Below are 15,563 nucleotides of genomic sequence, written 5' to 3' on the forward strand. Positions count from 1 at the left end.
GCCGACGGCAACGTGGACAGCACGGTAACCGGCTGGACAAAACTTTCATACAATATGCCCAGAATGATATAGATTCCCAGAATAGCCCCGCCAATCAATACAGGCTGGCTGCTGGCAGAATTGCGCAATTGTGCTGCGTTGCCGGCGTAGGCGCCCTGAATAGAGGCGGGGAGGTGGACTTCGGTAACGACATGATCAATCGTACTCATGGCTTGGTTCAAAGAGACGTTGGGTGGAAGATTGAAAGAAATTGTCGTGGCGATGGCTTGGCCTGCATGATTAACGGCAAGTGCTGTTTTGTTCATTTTCCGCGTTGCCACCACAGAGAGAGGAATCATGGTTTCATGTGCGGTCGAAATAGCTGATCCGGATGATGCGGAAGAGCCTCCAGCAAGGCTGTTTGCAATTTGATTAGCCATACTCTGTTGACTGGTATCATGTGGCATTATCGTTGTTTTTGCTTGTCGAACCCTAATGAGATTGGACTGGGATGCCCCGCCTGCACTTCCCCCTGAAGTACTGACCCACGTCTGTACAAGTGACTGTGGTGATTGCCAGAAACGGGGTGCTACTTCCATGATGACACGATACTGATTAAGGGGATTGTAGATGACAGATGCCGCCCTTTGTCCATAAGCATCATAGAGAACGTTACTGACCAGTTGAGGGGTGATCTGCACTCGCGCTGCTGCATCACGGATAATACGCACGTCCATGCTGTCTCCCCCCAGAAGGACGTCTGATGACACATCCATCAGCGTTTTTCCCCGGCTTAACTGCGTGACGAGGCGCTGCGTATAGGTGTAAAGTTCCAGCGGATTATTGCCTTGAAGGCTATATTGATAGGCGGCGTTGCTCGGGCGGGCACCAATTCGGATAGCGCCACGTTGAAGCGCGAAAAAACGTGCATCTTTCAAGATGTGGGCTCGTTGTCTCAGTCGTGTGATGGTTGTCGCCACGGTATCGTGCCGCACAGCTTTATCCGTAAGGCGGATAAAGATATTACCTTGGTTGGATGATCCGCGTCCGCCTAGAAACCCTGCAACCCCAGCGACATCAGGATCCTGCATGAGGAGGCCTTGAACAGTTTTCATATCACGAACCATGGCTTGAAATGAAATTGTCTCATTCCCCATGACGCGGCCGAGAAGCATTCCGGTGTCCTCGTCCGGAAACAGCCCTTGAGGTAGGTCGTGATAGAGCACCACTGTCAGGCCAAGTGAGAGTGGAAGGGAGAGGAGAACCATCACCGGATGGCTTAAGGCGACCTCCAGAGTACGTTGATAGGCGTGCAGTACATGGTCATGCCACCGTTCCAGCATGCGTGTCAGGGCCGTTTTAGGTGCACGTACTTCCAGTCTGGCACAGAGCATGGGGGTAAGGCTGAGTGATAAAAATGCCGAAACGCACAGAGTCAACGTGACGGTGATCGCAAATTCATGGAACAGACGGCCGATTAACCCTCCCATCAGCAGAATTGGTAAAAAAACAACGATGAGAGATGCGGTGATTGAGATGATGGTAAACCGTACTTCTTGAGCCCCGCGTCTTGCCGCTTCCATTGGTGGGAAGCCTTTCTCAGTATAACGGGCAATATTTTCCGCAACTACGATGGCATCATCCACGACAAAGCCGGTCGCAATTGTCAAAGCCATAAGGGACATATTGTCGAGGCCATAGCCAAACAGCCACAGAAAGCCAAGCGCCCCGAGAAGAGAGGCGGGAATGACGACGGCAGGAACCACGACAATATGGGGAGAACCGAGGAATAACAGCACGATCGCGATCACAAGGACAATGGAGATACCGAGTGTCAGGCGGGTGTCCGCAAGAGAGGCCCGAATGACGTCTGAACGGTCCATAACAATGGCGAGATTCGTGTCGGGCGTGAGGGTGTTTTGAATGGACGCGTAGTCGCGATGGAACTGGTCTATTGCCGCAACAGCGTTAGCGCCAGCCTGCATATAAACTTGCGCAATAATAGCGGGTTTGCCGTTGTAATAACCGGCGTTACGAACATCTTCCACACCATCAAGAACGTTGGCGACGTCAGTAAGGTGGAGAGGGCGACCGTTGCGCCAAGCGATAACCAACTTCTTGTAATCTACAGCGCGATGTACTTGGTCATTGGTTGATATCTGAAATCGTTGGCCATCGGTATCAATAGAGCCTTTCGGTGTGTGCGCGTTGGCAGCAGCCAGTGCAGCGCGGACATCTTCGAAACCAAGTCCGTATTTATACAATATCAGCGGATTGATCTCGACGCGCACCGCGGGCAGAGCACTGCCGCTGATTTGCACGAGACCCACGCCATGAATCTGCGCAAGGCGCGGTAGTAGGCTATTGGTAGCCTGATCATAAAGCACCGGCAGCGGTCGGGTGTCCGATGTTAACGCAAGGATCAGCGCGGGAGGATCGTTCGGGTTCGCTTTAGAATAGGTCGGGTTCTGCCGAAGTGTCTTGGGCAGGTCTGCGCGTGCGGCCTGAATAGCTGCTGATACATCGCGGGCTGCGCCATTGATATCGCGCGATAGCGCAAATTGAAGCGTGACACGAAGCATGCCATTGCTGGATTGGGATGTCATTTCCTGAAGGCCGGCGATGGTGCCGAGATGACGTTCGAGGGGTTCCGCAATCGAACTGGCAATTTGCTCCGGGGTTCCACCGGGCTGAAGGGTCTGTACCTGAATTACCGGAAAGTCGATATTTGGTAAATCTGATACTGGAAGCAAGAGATATCCCATGATGCCGAAGAGGCAAAGGGAGAGGGTCAAGAGAGTTGTCGTAACCGGCCTGGATATGAACCAATCCGTCATTCTGGAGGGTGTTTCAATTCAGCATGATGAAGATCCTCGCAGGGATCGGTCCGTCACCGTTATTGAACTCTGATAAAGGCGCAAGGCAAAGCGGCAAAGGTTGGGAATTATTAACTGATTAGGCCGTTTCTTGAAGGCCGATACACACTATATTTACGGCAGATAAAGCCATCTGCCCCTAAGATTCTCACTTTATAAAAGCAGAAAGCTATGTTTCCTCGAATATTTGTTGGGATTGTCATGTTTTTCTTGTGGGTTAAGGAATTTTTGAAAGGAAGATGATCTTTTCTCCTCGTTTATTGGACATGCCTCGAACATAATGGTGGTGGACAGGATGCGCGCACGCAACGGTTTGGAAGACGTCTGATATGGTGTTTGGATTTGTGGCCCTGTTCGTGGTCTCAACAGCTGCGTTCGCCCTGAGCGCCGTTTCGGGTGGAGGCGCTGGGTTAATCGTGATGCCTCTGCTAGGGCTGCTGCTCTCAGCCGACCATGTGCCTGTGGCCCTCTCAATCGGCACAGCGGTCAGTTCCCTGTCACGCATTGTCCTCTTTTTCAAAGCCATCCGCTGGAAGGTCGTACTGCGGTTTGTGCCGTTGGCACTTCCATCAGCATGGGGAGGGGTTCTCCTCCTGAAGCATATCCAACCAGCCTGTCTGGATTTTTTTCTCGGCCTTTTCCTGATCGGTAATCTCCCGCTTATGCTCCGCCGTCGCAAAGCGGACAATAAGCTGCCGAGATCAGACAGACTAACATGGTTGCCGGTCATAGGCATATTAGCTGGTTTTATCTCAGGGTTTACCGGTGCTGTTGGCTTGTTGTTTAACGGCTTTTATCACCGTCTGGGTTTGCGCAAAGAAGAGATCGTTGCAACGCGCGCCGCCAATGATGTCCTGCTACACCTTGTGAAAGTGGCACTTTATACGTTTTATGGGTTGATCAATCAAACGACTATTATCGCAGGTCTTGCTGTGGCTGTCGCCGCCTTGGTATCTTCTTTCATTATGAAGGCATGGCTGCACCATATTCCAGATCACCTGTTCCGACAGGTGGGGCATGGTGCTGCAGCAGTTGCTGGTGTTGCAATGATGGTTTTGGCAACACACCAGATTGCCGTACAAAATCACGTAGAACTTCACTATGCTCGCACGACCGGTCAGATGGAAGTTGCTCTGGACTGGCGGCAACACCAGCTATCATTTGAAGTCGAAAGTCCGACGGAACTGGAAATACGTCACAGCTTGAAACGCCAAAACGTTTCGGCCAATGTTTCTTCGCAAACATATTTGTCATCAGGATCAATTCTTCATATTTCCTCAGCCCGTGGCTTATATATCACCCATATGAAGAAGTTATCGCATTTTGCTCGTATCTAAAGTGATTTTCATTATGGACTTATTGGTGGTAAGCGCGACCATCATCGTGTTTTTCTGAGTATAATTTTTCTATTTTCTCACGACGTTATATGTAGGTTTTGATTAATGTCTATTAATTTTGCCAGTCAGATGCCATGTCCCACACATGATCTGTGTCCCGTTTTAGTTCTGATGACCGATCTTTCGCGTGAGCGTATTGCTCAGGATATGGGTATTGGATTTTCAGACGTCTAATGAGAGAGTGATATTTGTATTGTCAGAGCGCGACGGTTCAAAGTGGCCGCCAACAGCGCTCACAGTCATGCTATTGAACCCAACCTGTTGGGACAGAATTCCTCCACAACAGCTATGAACCAGAAATAGGCAGAAGACATCATAGACATCTGGAGGCAGGAAGACCGGGTTTATCTGCCTGTGATCCTTGATCTGTTGTCACGACAGATGACCGGATGGACTCTCGACGCCTGCATGACAGCAGATCTTGCCATAGTGGCGTTGGAACGGGTCTCTGCCTTGCCTCAGTTGCCAAGAGGGTCGTACATCATGTCGATCGCGATGGTCTGTATTGTTCAAAGGTTTTCCTCTGCTTATGGCTTTATCGTGTTCATAAGAAGACGGGAAAACTACTTGGATATCACAAAGAGTTTCTTTGAGACCCTGAAAACTGCACTCCTGTGTCGACAGGTATGGATGACGTTTCAGGAGGTCGAGCCGGCCATCACATTCTACGTCAACGATTTTTATAATTCGCAGTGGGTGCATTCCGCACTCAATCGAAACACTCTCTGGATTATGAGTGCAACGCCTCTTAGCATATAAACCATGGCCCGGAAGTAAATAATGATACGCCCGATAGGCAGGCTGACAGGACAGTTGCAGCAAATCGCTTTGCTATAGGTACCTCCATGCTAAATTCAGGAAAAAAGTACAACCCTACGGCTTTTGTGTGGGCAGTGGCTTTGGGGGCGAACTTTTTCGCGGTAGCATACGTTCTAAAATCTCGTCTTTTAAAATGATATGATGAAAAATAGCTGCCATGCCATGGCCGCTGGCAATCACGACAATTAACCATGCGTTCCAGTGATGTATGTCCTGAATCCAATGGAGAAGTGGGGTCGGGAAACGAACAAACGGCGATGGAAGCAGAAGGCCGAAAAAGCTCATGGCCTTTCCGGCTCCCCATCGCCAGAGGTAACCCAGCACGATTTCGACCACAAGTAGCATATAGAGCGTATATTCCGCGCCCAGAGCAAAGAAACGGTCCAGTGATTGAAGGGGATTTGACAGATGTCGGCCTTTCGTCACACGCCAGATAATACGGGATATTATGAGGGGTGTCAGCAGGATGCCGACTGTTAGATGTGAAATGATCATTAAATGATGGACGGGTTTTGGAGGCCAGCTCCAACTTTCGCCAAGAGTAAACAGCAAGAGCACCAGAAAGGCAGTTGCCCAATGCAGGATGATTGTCGGCCTGTCATAGCGCAGGGTATGCGTGATATCCGGTATCGCTTTAGGCACGCGTATCCTCCTTAATTAAAATGACTAAACTCTTCACCGGTAGCATGAGTAACCTGACAGGAGCCTGAACGAATCAGCGTATAAAATAATAAATTTCATTGAAAAAACTTGTAATATTAGAATAAATTGTTTGTTGTCAGTTGCGGATTTAATGGCTAGATTTGCACAATCTGATTGGTAATGGATTGTCTTGTGTCGCGACTTCATCCTCTCGCCGAACGTCATGCCGTTGAGAAACTCGGTTGGCTGCGCGCAGCCGTGCTTGGTGCTAATGACGGAACATTGTCGACTGGAAGTCTCATCGTCGGGGTTGCTAGTTCTCACGCCACACGCGGCAGTATCCTTATCGCAGGACTGTCCGCGCTCGTAGCCGGCGCATTGTCCATGGCGGCCGGGGAGTATGTTTCGGTTAGTTCTCAACGTGATTCGGAACAGGCTGACATATCCCGTGAAAAACAGGAACTGGCCGCAGACTGGGATGGAGAAGTGGCCGAACTCGCCGGGATCTACCAGAAACGCGGGCTGGATGAAGATCTTTCTCACAAGGTTGCCATCGCACTCATGCAGCACGATGCCCTTGGTGCCCATGCCAAGGACGAATTGGGGCTTTCAGAGGCCACGGCTGCTCGCCCTGTTCAGGCAGCATTTGCTTCGGCCTCTGCCTTTTCGTCAGGGGCTGTGCTGCCCGTTCTGGCAGCCGTTTTGGCCCCTGAAACATGGGTATCTTGGAGTGTTTCGCTAACGTCCATTATGGTTCTTGCCATTCTGGGTATTGTTGGTGCTGTTGCTGGTGGCGCTCCTCCTCTGCGCCCGGCCCTACGTGTGACGTTCTGGGGCATTGTTGCGATGGTTATGACCAGTGGGATCGGTCACCTATTCGGCGTGTAACGTGGTATCCAGAAAATTGTTTATTATTTATGATATTTTTCAGGATTGTTTGAACACCTATAATCTTAGGCACAACCTGCAGCGGAGTAAATTCACTAAGTAAAGATAGTGAAAGGAATGGGAGAATATATCATTTTATGATAAATTACGATTTTTTGGCCTATTTTTATTTTCTTATCACGGCGACTCATGAATCTGGCGCCGCCCGGTGTTTGCTGGCGGGAATATTTCATGAACTGTGCTGAGCCATGATACCGATCAAGCCAGACGACAGAAATACCGAGACTATGATAAGACAGGGTTCGGTATACGAAGTCCTTCTCGTCTTCCTGCACCTTGGCCTGACGTCCTTTGGCGGTCCGGCCGCTCATCTTGGTTATTTCCGTGATGCCATTGTTGCTCGGCGTCAATGGCTGGATGAGGCCGCTTATGCGGATATTGTCGCGTTGTGTCAGTTTCTACCCGGTCCCGCCAGCAGTCAGGTTGCGGTCAGCGTCGGCATCCTGCGTGCGGGGTTGCCGGGTGGTATCGCGGCATGGTTCGGTTTCAGTATTCCATCAGCGCTCGCGCTTATAGCGTTTGGCTATGGTGTCACGAAAGTCCGGGATATTACGCATGCGCCATGGCTACATGGGCTAAAAATCGTAGCGGTTGCTGTCGTCGCTCAGGCCGTATGGAATATGGCACGAACGCTTTGTCCAGACCGCACCCGCGCCAGCCTGTGCGTTGGCGCGGCGGTGCTTGCCTTTACTTTTCCATCAGCTTTGGGGCAGATCGGAGCGATTGTTCTTGGCGGCGCTATTGGCTGGTGTTGCCTTTCGGGCATCACTCCCCAGCCAAAAGGGCGTCTTTCCTGTCCTATTAGTCGTACCAGTGCGTTTGTTTCCCTAATGGCCTTTATTGTGCTCGCGGTTGCATTGCCCGTGATGGCCGCTACAGGAAGCCATCTTCTGCAACTCATCAATGCGTTCTACCGTTCGGGATACCTTGTTTTCGGTGGTGGTCATGTTGCTTTGCCACTGCTGCAAAGGGCGGTAATACCATCAGGGTGGATCGATAATGATACCTTCCTTGCCGGATACGGCGTTGCGCAGGCAGTTCCAGGGCCATTATTCACGTTCGCAGCGTATTTAGGAACGGTCACAGGTTCAGCCCCCAACGGTATCTCAGGGGGTTTAATCTGCCTTATTGCGATCTATCTTCCATCATTTCTCCTGCTTGTCGGTATCCTTCCGTTCTGGGATACATTACGTCGACAGGCTAGCGTGCAAGCTGCATTACGGGGCGTGAACGCTGCTGTCGTCGGTTTGCTTCTGGCTGCGCTCTATACACCGGTATGGACAAGCGGAATTACAGGGTCGCGAGATTTTGGAATCGGAATTGTGGCTTTCCTTGCACTGGTATTCTGGAAAATGCCACCATGGATCGTCGTCATTGCCGGAGCAGTGGTTGCCTTGATAACATCTTAAGCGTCATTCAATATGAACGCATTCCGATTGGAACCCCATCCCGATGGGAGTCTGGTCTTACCCAGCCTCCGCGTCAGCAGGTTGCATGATTGGCGGTGGGTGCCAGCGGCCCTGATCTACATCTGCTATCTCGCGGTCAATTATAGCAATGACCTGCCGCGAAAAGGGTCCAAGATGCAAGTACAACGCGCTTGTCATGACCATATAAGGCAATGCTTTGGGGTTATGAAGGGCACCGTCCAGCATCATGCGCCAGAATTGACTGCTGGTGCCGGAGCCAGCGCGATGAATACGGAAAAGCAGCCGGATAAAGCTGCGCAGATCGCCCTTTATCATGCGATGCGCGCGTTGGCGCTTGAGCATCCGGCCAAGTCTTCGGACACGGCCGAAATAAGCGACTGGATCATAGATTGTTGCGAGTACTGTTCTGTAATCGTGCAGCACGTCACGGCGTGGGCGTTTTGTCTCAAAGTTAAGGCCGGCAGTGCATTGATCGCCCGATTGAGTCTCTTCATCGCCGGAAAAAAGGCGTCCTTCGGCTAATAGTCGGCGTGTCAGCTGTGTGGTAGGCAGGGCATAAAGCAGGCCGACCATGCAGACTGGGATCGATGTGTCTTCGATACATTCTATCATGCCGTCGGCTACACTGTTTTTTTCGCTATCAAAACCGACGATAAAGCCAGCGTTAACAAAAATTCCTGCTTTGTGAATCGTCTCAATACTCTGCTGCAAACTGCGCCTTGTATTTTGTTTTTTTTGCATGAGTATGAGGGAAACTGTATCCGGACTTTCTATGCCGACGAATATGGCAAAAAAGTTTGTTTCTGAAAGACTTTGAAGAAGTTCCGGGTCATCTGCTAGATTAATTGAAGCTTCGGTTGAGAATTCAAACGGAAAGTTCTTTGTATCCTGCCAGCGCTTAAGGTCAGGCAAGAATTTCTTGAGCGCCTTTTTGTTACCAATGAGGTTATCATCAACAAAATCTACATGCCCACGGTACCCAAGGGTGTAGAGGGCATCAAGTTCGGCTATAACCTGTGTATTGGTCTTGGTGCGTGGCACTCGGCCGTAGAGTTCAATAATATCACAGAATTCACAACTAAACGGGCACCCACGTGAAAACTGGATGCCAACATGCAGATATTGATCTAACTTCAATAAATCAAAGCGAGGTAGCGGGCTTTTTGTGACATCTGTCTTGCCCATAGGCGCTTTGAACACACCGTATCTGTCACCGTCGCGCCATGCCGAGATGAAGTCGATCATGATTTCTTCGGCTTCACCTAAAACCTGAAAATTAGCTGTACTATAAAGATGTGGGCTGGAGGTAACATCGGGGCCACCAACCACGACCGGCTTTCCAAAAGCAAGACACATGTCAATAACGTGGAGGGTGTCATGACGTTGTGGCAGCATACCACCAGTCATTATAAGATCAGCCCATGCAAAATCTGAGTCGTCCAACTGTTCCGTATTACGGTTAATCAGTCGGATTTCCCAATTTTTAGGGAGAAGTGCAGCAACTGTAATGAGACCGAGAGGGGCAGCAGGATAGCGTGCGTCTGTTAGATTGCAGGTTTCCTGATAATTCCAGAACGAGTTAGCATTGAAGAGCGGGAAAACCATTAGTACCTTGCAGGTATCTAGCATCGTGCAGAGGTCCGTTGTTTCAGAAACAGAGTGGGTTAAAATAGAGGCTCTTCCATTCTGTATGAAGAGTCATGGCGAGATAGAGAATAAAAGCTTGTGTTGAAACGATATATTGCAAACTTTCTAAAAATAAATATATTTTTATTTACTCTATCGAAAAAAAATAAAATATAGTATATTTCGTAAAAAGCAATGGGTTGTATGAATGTTGGGATTTATTAATATTTTTGTTATAAAAATGAAATATATATATTAAAAATTTTACGTCTTCGAGATCGATCAGAAAATCTGGCCAGAAAACCAATGCAGAGGCGTATAGAGCACGTTCAGGGGTGAACGTGCTAGGTCCTGTCATGAGTGCCATTAGGCTGACGATGAATGCTCTAAAATTCTCAAAATAGTAGATTGAGGTTTCGAAAACCTCTATTTTAATGTTTTCACGGACAATAATATCAAAGGGTTATGATTTCAAATTCGTTAAAAGAGGTTGGTTTTTCAGACTATGCGGTGATCTGATTGCCTCTGGCAACATGATTGCGAAAATGTTATCAGCTATCCTGATGAGATGTAGAGAGCGCGGCGCTCAGGTCTGCATCGTTTGCGATAACGTAAAAATTGAAATTGTAGCGAAAACTACGAATTATTAACTTTTATGTAAAATATATAAACTAAGGTTCTACCATGTTTATTGGGATTAATTTAAAAAACTAAAACTATATAGTAATATATTAATAAAACTGACATAAAGTTACAATCGTAACGTCACAAAATTCTCTCCGACAACATGATAGAAATCCAAAAATGTCGTGATCGCTACGGAATGGCCGTGCAGCGGTATATGCGGCGTCTATTTGGAGGGGTGTAAGTGTATCCCGTTTTTTCCGTTAGTGATCTGGCCGATAAGCGCGGAAGCGCAAGATACAGTAAGTGGACACGCCCTATATTGATTTGTGCGGTTATGGTTTTTGGCGCCGCGCAGGCAACCGCAGCGACTATTCCATTGGCGGGGGGTGTGGAAAACAAGCCGATGAAAGCAAAGAAGAAGTCGAAAGCTGATTCCACCACGCATGGTGCCATTGAACGCAAAACAGTTCCTGCTGGTAACGCGAACGTTCATACTTTACCGGTCAATCGTGAAACGATTATGGTGAGTGGCCATAAGCAGGTTGATTCCGCGGCCTATCAGGCTCCGACTAAGGCACCCCTAAGTGCTTTTCAGCCGACATCGGTTATCAGTCAGCATTTTATTGAGAACAATATCCCGCCTTCTGGCGGCTATGATACAATGGTTGCGCTTTCTCCCAGTGTTATGACCATTGGAGCGAATGGACCCGGTCTTGCTGAAAATAAAGTCTCAGTCCGTGGTTTTTCAGACGGGCAGTATAATGTTCTGTTTGACGGTATTCCCTTTGCGGATGGCAATAATTTTACGCACCATACTACCGCTTATTACACCGCGCATGATCTTGGTGATATCAGCGTCGATCGTGGCCCGGGCAATGCCAGCACTTTAGGCTATGCGACGTTTGGAGGCACCATTGCGGTTGGTGGCAAGGCACCGTCTCAGCAGCGTTCTGTTGCAGCATATGGGAGCATGGGCGCTTGGAATACCTACACCTATGGTGGTGAATTCAACAGCGGCCGCATGCAGAAGCTAAATAACGCATCGTTCGTCTTTGATGGTGGTGGTGTGCAAAGTGACGGCTATCTCACTTATTCTGGTCAGAAGCGTTATAACTTCTACGGAAAGTGGATCCAGCCGATCAATGACCACACGACCCTGACTTTTATGGGAATGTACAATAATCTGGTTCAATACGTACCGCCGGGTGTGACTAAAGAGCAGATTGCCAAGTACGGGCCGGATTATGGGTTATCGAATAATCCAAATTCGCAAAATTATTATAAATATAACATGGATACCATTCAGACTGATATGGCTTATATTGGCCTGAATTCCGATCTCGGTGGTGGTTGGAGCATCGAGAATAAAGTTTATACCTACGCTTATTATCATCATGGTTACAACGAGAATGACGTCAATGGCACCACGCAGGCGCAGTATCACGAGACTGCGCCGCTTGATGCCAAAGGACACCCAGTTGCCTGCGGTGGAACGTATGGGAACAAGATGACCTATAATTCAGGTCCGGGTTGTGAATATGGCCAAGCGATGCGACAGGACTATCGCGCATGGGGTGATACATTCGCGCTGAAGCGTGATTTTGGTCTGGCGAAGCTTGATGTTGGTTTCTGGCTGGAACATCAGACCGATACTCGTCAACAGGGCAATATTAATTGGTCAACTGGTGCTTTCACCAATGCGGCGATGCCTCTCAATCGGCTCATGACGTTGGAAAACTTTAGCGCACAACCCTATGTGCAGGTAACATTCCGACCGTTGCCGAATTTAGAGATTTCACCGGGCTTCAAATACGCTCTTATGGATCGCCAAATCAATGCGCCGATCAATCAGAAAACGGGTACGCCGCTTGCCTATAGCCAGACATACGGCGCGCCTATGCCGTCACTGAATGTGCATTATATGGTCAATCCAAACTGGTCGGCGTACTTGCAGATTGCACGTGGGTTTTTGGCACCTGATGCTGCGTATTTTTATACGCCGAATCCGGCAGCCAATAAGGTCAGCCCGGAAAACACCATGAACTATCAGATCGGTACGGCGTGGCAGAGTCGTCGTTTTACTCTGTCGGCTGACGTTTATTATATCAATTTCAGCAATTTCGTAACCAGTGCCGTCCAAAACATCCCCGGTTATGGTCCGATGTCTGTCTATTATAATCAGGGCGGGGTCAATTACTACGGTATTGAAGGAGAAGCGTCTTATCATATTGGTTCTGGTTTTACGGTGTTTGCCAATGGCAGCCTTAATCAGTCAAAGACTCAGGGAACCGGTGCTCCTATCGCCAATGCGCCGGACGCTACAGCAGCAGGTGGTGTCATTTATGAGCGTGATGGATTGTATGCCTCCGTCATCGATAAATGGATCGGCGCAAGAGCCGGTTTGGTCAACAACAAGGGTATCGCGCAGAACGGGCTGGATCCGTTCAATCAGCTTGATGTGTCGATTGGGTATACGGTTCACAGTAAAAACCGTTTTGTTCCCCCTGTTAAGTTCCAGCTCAGTGTCACAAATCTGGCCGATAGTAAAAAAATCTTTTCTTATTCTGGAACAACAGCCGAAGGTGTGACGCTTTGGAACACCCAGCCCGGACGTGGTTTCTTTGGATCGATTTCTGTTCCCATCGGGTTCTGACGCAACATTCTTGCAAAAACAGATATTCACTTTCTTGTCCAGATATAACGAAAGAAAAATATGACCATGCTTTTAAGGTTATTCGTTGCTCTGCTTCTCTTGGCAATGGCAGAGCCGGGGAGTGCTGCAAGCTTGCCAGAACAGCCTCAGCCTCAGGTTAGTTCATCTGAGGCTGTAAAAGAAAACATCACGCATTTGCCCGGTCCGGATGGGCGCTATGACTATGCTACTTTTGATGAAACAACCGCGCATCTCTATATCGCCCGTGGTTCGTCGATAACGGATTATAATACGAAAAATGCGTCTGCCCCAATAAGTCTCGGGCAGATTGCTCATGGCCATGCTGTTCTCTCCCTTCCGCGGAGTTCAGATCTTCTGGTGACAAGTGGTGATGATTCCACCGTTCGCTTCCTTGATAAAAAAAGTGGCCATCAAACAGGCCAGATTTCGGTTGGAGTGGACCCTGATGGCGCAGCTATCGATGCGGACCGCAATATTGCTTACGTCATGAATGCCAAGGGCGGAACGGTATCAGTCATTGATCTCGCCTCTCGCAAGGTCATGGCAACTATCGTTCTCAAGCCGGGGTTGGAGTTTCCAGCTCTTGGTAAAAATGGAATTCTTTTTGTCAACAATGAGAACATGAACGAAATCGAGATCGTCGATACACGTGAGATGAGAGTAGAAGAGGCGATTGCCCTGTCCGGATGTACTGGACCGAGCGGACTTGCCTATGATGCGGCTTCCGATCGTCTCATTTCGGCTTGCGCTAACGGGAAGGCTGCAATCATCTCGGCTGGGAACCGGAAACAACTTGGCCTGCTCGATATCGGTACTAAGCCAGATGCGGTGATTCTCGATGCGCAACGCCGGCGTGCCTATATTCCTTGTGGCGGAAATGGAGAACTCGACGAAATTTCTCTCGCTTCCGTACCTGCTGTCCTGAAGCGTATCCCCACCGAGATTGGAACACGGACTGGTGCCATGGATTCCCGGACTGGTGAACTTTATCTTCCGAGCGCTCGTTTTGTTCAGGCTCCGGGCATAAAGCATCCTCCGATGATTCCGGGAAGCTTTCATGTTCTTATCATTAATCCAGACAAACAGAACTGAAGCATAAAAATATGCTGCGATTAAGAAAGAAGGAGCAAGCTTTGTGCCAACGGGCCAAATCTCCGCAATAATTTTTTCAGTTTGGATACGGACTTTGTTGACACTCAAGTTTTGTAAAAATTTTATGTTTTCTCAGTCGTTGTATAAAATTAGGTGGTAACCCAATGAAAACTAATAAAATGAAAATCTGCCTCAGCCTTTGTTTTGGGTTGTGTGTAGGCGTAATCCCGCTGGCTCAGGGAGCAGAACATCATTTCCAGTATTTACAGCCAACTGACGTCCAGTCATCGCTGCTCCTGCCAGCACCACTTGACGACAACTCACCAGGTACGAAGTCCGAACTTATTGATCTTCACACGCTTATCAATGCAAGTTCACCAGAGCGTCTTGCACAGGCGAAGGTGGATAATGACCATGAAGATCCTTCTTTGTTTGATGGTATTTTGGGATTTAAATTGAAGAATTTCCCAAAAACATGGTCTCTTCTCAAAATGGTTCAGAATGAAGGTGATGCATCAGCTGACGTCTTTAAAGAGCATTTTCATCGTAAACGTCCGTGGGCTGTTGATCCTTCTATGCCCCGCTGTGATGGCTCATCCACAGCGCACCCTTATCGTTCTTATCCCAGTGGCCATTCGACATTGAGTTATTCGACGGGGTATATTCTTGCGCGGCTTTTACCGGGACAATCTCAGACCATTCTTGATCGTGCGTCTGATTACGCCGAGAGTCGGAAGGTTTGTGGTGTACATTATCCGTCAGATACCGAAGCAAGCCATGTATTGGGCACATATGTTGCGACGCGATTGATGGCCAATCCACGATTTTTGCAACAATTCGCGGCAGCACGAGATGAACTCAAAGAGGCTCACGTCAAGGGCTCTTGAATAGGCGCGCTATGATAGAGCGTTGTTGATAATATTCTGAATTGCCTAGGGTTTTATTGAGACAACGAGGCTCTGGAGCAATTTAGTGCAGGACGAAAGGAAGAAAGGTAGCGCGTAGAGCCACAGTATGGGGTTTAAGCTGCTGCGGAGGCGGACCGGAGAATACCGACGCCTCTCCGTGGTGCTGCGTGTGTGGAGTGGCGGCGTCATCCATGCTGTCGGTTTTTGTCGCTGCTGGCACAGTCTGAAGGTGTCACAGTTTAGTTCCGGACCTTTGGGACTGACGGTGGTCATAAAGGAGACGTGGAATAGGACGAGTTTGCAAGGCTGAGCTCAGATACGAAGCGGTAATTTTAGCTTTGACCCGCAGTCTGTCACATGAGCGTATTGCTCAGGATCTGGGTATTGCGCTCTTCGAGATTGAAGGAATGGATCCGCGATGAACAGAAGCATGCACTGTGGTCACTGACGCAACGGATTATATAGCGTTATTGCGTGAGAATGACAGTCGTGTTGTCAGAGCACGATGGTTTAAGGTGACGATCAACAACACTCGCAGTCATGTT

10 protein-coding genes are annotated in these 15,563 nt (G+C 48.8%); 7 read left to right on the forward strand and 3 right to left on the reverse strand.

Annotation, left to right across the window (positions count from 1 at the left end; translation table 11 throughout):
* Positions 1 to 2,774 (reverse strand): efflux RND transporter permease subunit (locus AD949_RS02160; RefSeq protein WP_248845775.1); only part of this gene is annotated, 2,774 nt, incomplete at its 3' end.
* 410 nt (positions 2,775 to 3,184) lie between these two features.
* Here AD949_RS02160 and AD949_RS02165 point away from each other — a divergent pair.
* Positions 3,185 to 4,192, forward strand: a complete 1,008-nt coding sequence (locus AD949_RS02165) for a sulfite exporter TauE/SafE family protein (RefSeq protein WP_048834955.1) — start codon at positions 3,185 to 3,187, stop codon at positions 4,190 to 4,192.
* A gap of 555 nt (positions 4,193 to 4,747) precedes the next feature.
* Entirely contained in the window at positions 4,748 to 5,011 is a 264-nt protein-coding gene (locus AD949_RS14720) for an IS3 family transposase (RefSeq protein WP_371277380.1), read from the forward strand.
* Between the two features lie 114 nt (positions 5,012 to 5,125).
* Here the strand turns inward: AD949_RS14720 and AD949_RS02175 are convergent, their stop codons facing one another.
* Entirely contained in the window at positions 5,126 to 5,713 is a 588-nt protein-coding gene (locus tag AD949_RS02175) for a cytochrome b (RefSeq protein ID WP_244463284.1), read from the reverse strand.
* Positions 5,714 to 5,893: 180 nt separating this feature from the next.
* On the opposite strand from AD949_RS02175, the gene AD949_RS02180 reads away from it, so the two are divergent.
* Both AD949_RS02180 and chrA read left to right on the forward strand, forming a co-directional pair.
* Positions 5,894 to 6,601, forward strand: a complete 708-nt coding sequence (locus tag AD949_RS02180; RefSeq protein WP_174766775.1) for a VIT1/CCC1 transporter family protein — start codon at positions 5,894 to 5,896, stop codon at positions 6,599 to 6,601.
* A gap of 287 nt (positions 6,602 to 6,888) precedes the next feature.
* Positions 6,889 to 8,070, forward strand: coding sequence for a chromate efflux transporter (gene chrA / locus AD949_RS02185; protein WP_048834952.1), 1,182 nt, complete (start codon positions 6,889 to 6,891; stop codon positions 8,068 to 8,070).
* A gap of 57 nt (positions 8,071 to 8,127) precedes the next feature.
* Here the strand turns inward: chrA and AD949_RS02190 are convergent, their stop codons facing one another.
* Complete coding sequence (locus AD949_RS02190; RefSeq protein WP_048834951.1) at positions 8,128 to 9,720, reverse strand: B12-binding domain-containing radical SAM protein; 1,593 nt, start codon at positions 9,718 to 9,720, stop codon at positions 8,128 to 8,130.
* A 958-nt stretch (positions 9,721 to 10,678) separates the two neighbouring features.
* Here AD949_RS02190 and AD949_RS02195 point away from each other — a divergent pair.
* The 3 genes from AD949_RS02195 to AD949_RS13640 all read left to right on the forward strand — a co-directional run bounded on the left by AD949_RS02195 (position 10,679) and on the right by AD949_RS13640 (position 14,997).
* Positions 10,679 to 12,997: a TonB-dependent receptor gene (locus tag AD949_RS02195; RefSeq protein WP_048834950.1), complete on the forward strand. Its 2,319-nt coding sequence runs from the start codon at positions 10,679 to 10,681 to the stop codon at positions 12,995 to 12,997.
* A gap of 60 nt (positions 12,998 to 13,057) precedes the next feature.
* Positions 13,058 to 14,110, forward strand: a complete 1,053-nt coding sequence (locus AD949_RS02200; RefSeq protein WP_052944513.1) for a YncE family protein — start codon at positions 13,058 to 13,060, stop codon at positions 14,108 to 14,110.
* A 164-nt stretch (positions 14,111 to 14,274) separates the two neighbouring features.
* Positions 14,275 to 14,997, forward strand: a complete 723-nt coding sequence (locus AD949_RS13640) for a phosphatase PAP2 family protein (protein ID WP_096430482.1) — start codon at positions 14,275 to 14,277, stop codon at positions 14,995 to 14,997.
* The last annotated feature ends 566 nt before the right edge of the window (positions 14,998 to 15,563 follow it).

This window comes from Acetobacter orleanensis, from assembly GCF_001581005.1.
In the GTDB taxonomy this organism is placed as follows: domain Bacteria; phylum Pseudomonadota; class Alphaproteobacteria; order Acetobacterales; family Acetobacteraceae; genus Acetobacter; species Acetobacter orleanensis.

Excerpts from the sequence above, each read along its gene's own strand:
- AD949_RS14720 (WP_371277380.1), top strand. The coding sequence starts at position 4,748 with ATGGTCTGTATTGTTCAAAGGTTTTCCTCTGCTTATGGCTTTATCGTG.
- AD949_RS13640 (WP_096430482.1), top strand. The coding sequence starts at position 14,275 with ATGAAAACTAATAAAATGAAAATCTGCCTCAGCCTTTGTTTTGGGTTG.
- AD949_RS02165 (WP_048834955.1), top strand. The coding sequence starts at position 3,185 with ATGGTGTTTGGATTTGTGGCCCTGTTCGTGGTCTCAACAGCTGCGTTC.
- AD949_RS02195 (WP_048834950.1), top strand. The coding sequence starts at position 10,679 with ATGGTTTTTGGCGCCGCGCAGGCAACCGCAGCGACTATTCCATTGGCG.
- AD949_RS02200 (WP_052944513.1), top strand. The coding sequence starts at position 13,058 with ATGACCATGCTTTTAAGGTTATTCGTTGCTCTGCTTCTCTTGGCAATG.
- AD949_RS02180 (WP_174766775.1), top strand. The coding sequence starts at position 5,894 with ATGGATTGTCTTGTGTCGCGACTTCATCCTCTCGCCGAACGTCATGCC.
- AD949_RS02190 (WP_048834951.1), bottom strand. The coding sequence starts at position 9,720 with ATGCTAGATACCTGCAAGGTACTAATGGTTTTCCCGCTCTTCAATGCT.
- chrA (WP_048834952.1), top strand. The coding sequence starts at position 6,889 with ATGATAAGACAGGGTTCGGTATACGAAGTCCTTCTCGTCTTCCTGCAC.